At 75.4% G+C, this 6,240-nt stretch carries 5 protein-coding genes and 2 pseudogenes; 6 read left to right on the forward strand and 1 reads right to left on the reverse strand.

Going from position 1 to position 6,240, the window contains the following annotated elements; genetic code table 11:
- The coding region (locus ABZW03_RS35675) for a helix-turn-helix transcriptional regulator (RefSeq protein ID WP_355268031.1) at positions 1-353 on the reverse strand (353 nt) is incomplete at its 3' end.
- A gap of 132 nt (positions 354-485) precedes the next feature.
- Here ABZW03_RS35675 and ABZW03_RS35680 point away from each other — a divergent pair.
- From ABZW03_RS35680 to ABZW03_RS35705, 6 genes and pseudogenes are all read left to right on the forward strand, one after another.
- The gene (locus ABZW03_RS35680) at positions 486-1,541 is read left to right on the forward strand and encodes a DUF6350 family protein (RefSeq protein WP_355268034.1); all 1,056 of its coding nucleotides are present in this window, start codon (positions 486-488) and stop codon (positions 1,539-1,541) included.
- A 134-nt stretch (positions 1,542-1,675) separates the two neighbouring features.
- A complete protein-coding gene (locus ABZW03_RS35685; RefSeq protein ID WP_355268037.1) occupies positions 1,676-1,843 on the forward strand; it encodes a hypothetical protein in 168 nt (55 codons plus the stop codon).
- Between the two features lie 514 nt (positions 1,844-2,357).
- Positions 2,358-3,887, forward strand: coding sequence for a hypothetical protein (locus ABZW03_RS35690; protein WP_355268043.1), 1,530 nt, complete (start codon positions 2,358-2,360; stop codon positions 3,885-3,887).
- A gap of 89 nt (positions 3,888-3,976) precedes the next feature.
- On the forward strand, positions 3,977-4,852 hold the full coding sequence (locus ABZW03_RS35695; protein WP_355268040.1) for a hypothetical protein: 876 nt from the start codon (positions 3,977-3,979) through the stop codon (positions 4,850-4,852).
- A 132-nt stretch (positions 4,853-4,984) separates the two neighbouring features.
- Positions 4,985-6,169, forward strand: a pseudogene (locus tag ABZW03_RS35700) (hypothetical protein); the annotation flags it as partial.
- Positions 6,147-6,239, forward strand: a pseudogene (locus ABZW03_RS35705) (SHOCT domain-containing protein); the annotation flags it as partial. The pseudogenes ABZW03_RS35700 and ABZW03_RS35705, both read left to right, overlap by 23 nt.
- Position 6,240: the final 1 nt, after the last annotated feature.

Raw genomic sequence — 6,240 nt, forward strand, 5'->3', positions numbered from 1 at the left:
ACGCCCTGGGCGTTGGTGGACAGCGCGACGAAGTGCTTGGCCACCGCCTCGGTGCCGGCCGGGCCGAGGCCCGGGGGGTGCGGCAGGGTGCCGGCCAGCAGGGCGAGGGCCTCCGCCTCCGTGCGGGTGCCGAGCTTGCGCAGGGCGCGCTGGAGGTAGCTGCGGGCGGTGGTGGGGGTGACTCCGAGGGTGGCGGCGGTGCGGGGGAGGTCGTGGCCGACCGCGAGGTGGGCCAGGGTCTGGGCCTCACGGGGGGTCAGTCTCCGCAGCAGGCGGCCCGCGTCGGTCTCGGCGCGGGCGGGCTTGCGGTGGCGCTCCGGGGTGGGGGAGTCGGCGGTGGGCGGCGTGGCCATCAGACGCTCCGGGCCGGGGCGCCCGCGGCTTGGGGGCAGGGTCTGAAAATGCGCATAAGCCAATAATCTGGGACACGGCGGCGGTTTGGCGCTTCACGGAGCATGGCGAGTCGCCTTGGCACCATGTGGCCCATGACGCAGCTGATGGGCCGTCCGATCCTGGATTCGCCCGGTGAATTGGGCGGACGCCCCGCGCTGGCCGACCTGTTGGCCGGGGTGCGGACGGCGCTGGTCGGCCTGGCGGCGGTCGGGGCGCCGGTGCTCGGGCTCTGGGTGATGTCGCCGTACGCGGACGACGGCGCGGCCGCTGTCACCCGGTTGGCGGGGGTGCTCTGGCTGCTCGGGCACGGCGCGCCGGTGCTGCGCGGGCCGGCCGACGCCCCGCTGACCGTCACTCCGCTGCTGCTGGGCGTCCTGGCCGTGGTCCGGCTGCACCGGGCGGCCGCCGTGGTGGCGGCGCGGCGCGGGCTGCGCTCGCGCTGGGGCGGTCCGGTGGCGGTGTGGGCGGGGTACTGCGCGGTGGCCGTCGGGGTCACGCTGCACTGCGCGGGTGCCGGGCTGTTCCGCAGCCGGGTGCTGCTGGACGTCCTGGTGGTGGCGCTGGTGGCGGGCCTGGCGACGGCCGCCGGAGCCCGCTCGGTGACCGTCCTCGACCTGCCGGTCGACTCCCCGCTGGACCGGCTGCCCCCGCCCTACCGCCCGGCCGACGGCGCGCCGGTGGTACGCGCCGCGGCGCTGGCGGGCGGGGCCGGGCTGGTCGCGGCGGGCGGCCTGCTGGTGGTGTGCTCGGCCGTGCTGGACGCGGTGGCCGGCGGCGGACGCGGCACGGCGCTGCTGGGCAGCGGGCCCGCCGCGGTGGTGGGACTGCTGCTGCTCGCGCTGGCGCTGCTGCCGAACGCGGTGCTCTGGGGCGCGGCGTACGCGCTGGGCCCGGGCTTCGCGGTGGGCGCCGGGACGGCGGTGTCGCCGACCGGTGCGGCGCTGGGCCCGGTGCCCGAGTTCCCGCTGTTCGCCCTGTTGCCGGCGGACGGCCCGGGCGGCTGGCGGCTCGCGGCGTCGGCTCTGCCGCTGCTGGCGCGCTGCCCGAGCCGCCCGGGGTGGTCACCGTGCAGGCGGTGTCGGTGCAGGTGCCGGGCGCCGGGACGCCGCCGACCAGCACCATGCCGTTGGCCAGGTCGAGGCCGCTGACGGTCACCGCGGTGCCGCCCGCGCCCGGGCCGGTGGTGGTGCCGAGGCCGGTGACCGCCGGGGCGGCCTGCACGGTGGCCGGCAGGTAGCCGCGGCTGCCGAGGTCGTACCGCGAGACGTGGCCGGTCGGGTCGGTGTCGTTCGGGTTGCCGGCCGTCACCGTGATCACACCGGTGATCGGCACGCCGGGCGTGGTGGACAGGTTGAGCTTCATGAACTCGTTCTTCCCGACCACCCGGGTGCCGGTGAGCACGGCCTCCAGGTGGCGGCCGTCGGGCGACAGCGTCTCGGTGAAGGTGTAGTCGTACGGCGTGGAGTAGAACATCGCGCCGTCGGTCCTGACGCCGGGCGGGAGGTCGACGGTGAAGTGGGTCGGGCCGGTCAGGTCCGCGGTGCCGGCCGACATCCAGCTCACCGACATGGTGCCGGAGGTGAAGAAGCCGCCCGGGTAGTTCCCGCTCTGCGACACGGTGACGTGCTGCGCGGAGGCCGACGTCGCGGCCGCCGGGCCCGTCGCGGCTGCCGGAGCGGCCGAGGTGGCCGGAGCGGCAACGGCGCCGGTGGCGAGGGTGGTCACGGACAGCGCGACGGCGAGGCCCGCTGTGGCCAGTCGGATGATCATGGGTTGATCATCACCGAACCGACGCGCAGCCCTCACGGTTTTCTCGAATGCCGGTTCGGGAATGGCGGAATCCCGTCGGAACCACGTTCCGAATCGGCCCCCCGCACCGCCGCCCACCTGCCGCTCCGCCCGCCCGCAAGGTCCGTTTCGGTCGATGTCGGTGCGAACCTCTAATCTTGTCCCCCGTGACCGCCATCGCAGACCCGCCCACCGAGCCCGGCCTCCGACCGCCCGCCGGCCCGGCCGCCGCGCGCCCCGCGCCCGGCCCCGCCGCCGACGAGGGCCTGGCCCGCCGGCTCAAGGCGCTGGCCTGCACCGCCCCGCTGCACGACCTGGACAACCGCAAGGTCAACCTGGCCGGTGAGTACGGCGGCTACGCGATGGCCGAGGTCGGCCTCGCCGCGATCGACCTGGTCACGCTGAACATGGACTTCGACACCGGGGCCGACCGCGAGATAGTGCTCGCCCGGCTGCTGCCCCGGGTCGCCGTCCAGGCCACCGGCCGTCCCGCCGCCGAGCACGAGCGGGTCGCCCGCTGGGTGCTGGAGTCGCTGATCAACGTCGGCAGTGTGGACCGCGGCTTCCGCGCCGTCTACGGCACCTTCGGCGCGGACGGCGAGTACGTCCGCCGCGACTACGACTTCAAGCTGATCGAGGAGGTCCCCGGCCCCGACGGCGGCGTCTACCTGCGCACCACCGACGAGGCGGTCAACGTCCTGGTCGGCGCGCTCGACACCGACGTCACCTCGGCCCAGATCGCCGCCGAGGTCAAGCTCGAGGTGCTGATCCGCCGCGGCCGCCTGGCCGACGCCCAGCTCGCCGCCGAGCAGGCCCGCTACCGCACCGTCCAGTACGCCGAGACGCTGCGCCGCGCCCTGGACGCCACCCGCCGCAACGTCCGGGCGGTCGACTGGATGCGCGCGATCCCGGACCTCATCGAGGAGGCGCTGGACCACATCGCCGACCGCTACCGGCACGAGAACGCGATTCTCACCAACATCCGCAAGGCCCGTGACGAGGCCGAGGACCCGGAGCACAAGCGCCGCGCCGCCGAGCTGGTCGACATCGTCAAGGACTGCATCCGGCGCCACACCCAGCTCCAGACCCGCCTGCTGGAGGCCGGCCCGCTGTTCCGCGCCGAGCAGGACCGGCAGGCCTTCGCCACCCCGGGCGCCCGCAGCGGCATCGACCTCTACGGCCAGCTGCTCGCCCCCGTGCTGCGGCTGCCGATAGAGCAGGCGGTCCGCCCCACCGGCGCGTTCTTCGCCCGCGGCGCCGGCCTGCGCACCCCCGTCTCGGTCCGGGTCGCCGACCTGGTCGACCTGCTGCTCACCCCGCCGGTCGAACGCGAGCACCTCGGCGCCGAGCTGCCCGACCCGGACCTGGTCGCCACCCCGGACGACAGCCGGTTCTCCGAGGCCCAGCTGGAGTCCGCGATGGTCCTGCTCGACCTGCCCCCGGACGCCCCCCGCCGGCTCTCCGGCCTGCTCGCCGAGGCCCGCAAGCAGGACCCGGACCTGCCGTACCTGGTCGCCCTGCTCGCCGTCCACGCGGCCAGCCCGCCGGTCGGCACCGCCTACCGCCAGGGCGAGGAGCGGCTGCTGTTCGCCGTGGACGACGGCACGCCGCTGCGCGACGAGGAGTTCGGCGGCGCCGACCTGATCGTCGGCAGCGCCCTGCTCGACGCGGTCGGCATGGCCGCCGACCGCAAGGACGCCGGCTGACCGGCCGGGAAGCACACCGGGAAGCACACGTTGCCGGAACCCACCTTGACGAACCGTAACCACCGCGCCACCCCCGAGGAGCACCGCCCGTGACGACCCACCACGACACGTCCTGGGCGGCCGAGACCGAACCCGCGGCCCCCGCGCCGATCACCCCGGCCGACGTCGCGGACGCCGCCCGGCTGGTCTCCTTCGGCCTCCAGGCCAAGCTGCTGCCCGCCCGGGACGCCGAGTACGCCGAGCTGGTGCGCCGCCACCGCGAGGACCCGCCGTTCGCCCGGCTCGCCGACGCCATCGCCACCGGCATGGGCCTGGTCGTCCTGGAGGTCTCCCCGCGGGCCGGCATGGCCGTGGCCGCCGCCGAGGACTCGCTGTTCGCCGTCCGGATGGGCGACTACTCGCGCCGCGCCGCCTCCGAGTCCACCGACCGCTTCCTGCACGGCCTCGCCCACCTGGCCGTCGCCGCGATGGCCTTCCCCCGCCCCGAGGACCTCGCCGACGACGGCTACCTCGGCCGGATCACCGTCAACGGCGTCGACTCCTTCGTCCGCCAGGCCTGCCGCCGCCTGGAGGAGCAGGCCGACGCCGAGGGCGCCAACACCGACCCGGCCTCCGACGCCCCCGGCCTGGAGGCCGCCTGGCGGGTGTGGGCCCGGCGCACCGCCACCGGCGCCACCAAGGACGCCCGCCGGCTCTCCGGCTCCACCATCGGCATCGTCGCCAAGGCCGTGCTGTTCCTGGTCGACTCCGGCTTCCTGCAGAAGGTCTCCGACGACTCCGGCGGCACCTACCGCACCACCGCCCGCTACCAGCTCCAGGTCCGCGACCTGGCGGGCAGCGCGGCCATGGCCGAACTGCTCGACCTCGGGATCGTCCCGGTCTCCGACGGCACCGCCAGCCTGCTGCCGCCGGACACCGGCGACGAACTGGTCGCCGACGCGGGGCTGCCGTTCCACTCGCTCTGAGCCCCGGCGCTCCGAGCCCACCCGCTCCGAGCCCACCCGCTCCGAGCCCCACCGCGCCGGCCCCGACCACCCGCCCCGGACCGGCCCGCCGCCCATCCCTCACGCCACGCAAGCCACGGAGAACCGCCGCACATGTACGAGCTCAACCGGGTCCGCCTCTACTCGATCGGACCGGCCGGCGCCCGCTACGCCGACACGGTGCTCGACCTGCGCGGCGTCGGCGAGCCGGTCGCCGACCCGGCCCCGCAGCAGATCGGCCTGTTCGGCGAGGACCCGGACGGCCCGGTCCGCCGCCCCGCCCCGGCCGGCGTGCTCTTCCTGGAGAACGGCGGCGGCAAGTCCGTCCTGCTCAAACTGATCTTCTCGGTCATGCTCCCCGGCCACCGCAACACCCTCGGCGGCGCCAGCTCCGGCGTGCTGCGCAAGTTCCTGCTCGCCGACGACTGCGGCCACGTCGCCCTGGAGTGGCAGCACACCGTCACCGGCGAGCTGATCGTGGTCGGCAAGGTCAGCGAGTGGCGCGGCCGCCAGGTCTCCTCCGACCCGCGCAAGTTCGCCGAGACCTGGTACTCCTTCCGCCCCGGCCCCGGCCTGACCCTCGACTCGCTGCCGGTCGCCGAGCGGGTCAGCCTGGCCGGCGACCAGAAGGCCCGCGGCCGGCGCCGCACCATGAAGGGCTTCCGCGACGCCCTCACCGAGGCCGGCAAGGCCCACCCCCACCTCGACCTGGTCTTCGAGGACGGCCACGACCGCTGGACGGAGCACCTCGGCGAGCTCGGCCTCGACCCCGAACTCTTCCGCTACCAGCGCGAGATGAACGCCGACGAGGGCGAGGCGGCCGGCCTCTTCGCGGTCAAGCACGACAGCGACTTCACCGACCTCCTGCTGCGCGCCGTCACCGACACCCGGGACACCGACGGCCTCGCCGACCTCGTGCACGGCTTCGCCGCCAAGCTGGGCCGCCGCGCCGAACTCACCGCCGAACGCGACTTCACCGCCGGCTCGCTGGACCTGCTGGAGCGCATCGCCGAGTCCACCACCGCCCGCGAGACCGTCCGCGAGGCCCACCGCACCGCCGAGCGCCGCACCCGCCGGCTCGCCCACGCCCTCACCTCGCGCGCCGCCGCCGAACGCGACCGCGCCCAGGACCTCGCCATCGAGGTCGCCGCCGCCGCGAGCGCCGTCACCGCGGCCGAGGCCGACCGCACCCGGCACAGCCTGATCACCGACGAACTCACCCACCGGCACGCCACGTTGAGCCTCACCGCGGCCACCGCCGAGGCCGCCGCGCTGCGTCGACGACCTGGCGAAGCTCGCCGACCTCAAGGAGAAGGGCGCCATCTCCGACGAGGAGTACCAGCGGGCCAAGGACAAGCTCCTGACCTGAG

Source organism: Kitasatospora sp. NPDC004799, from assembly GCF_040609095.1.
In the GTDB taxonomy this organism is placed as follows: domain Bacteria; phylum Actinomycetota; class Actinomycetes; order Streptomycetales; family Streptomycetaceae; genus Kitasatospora.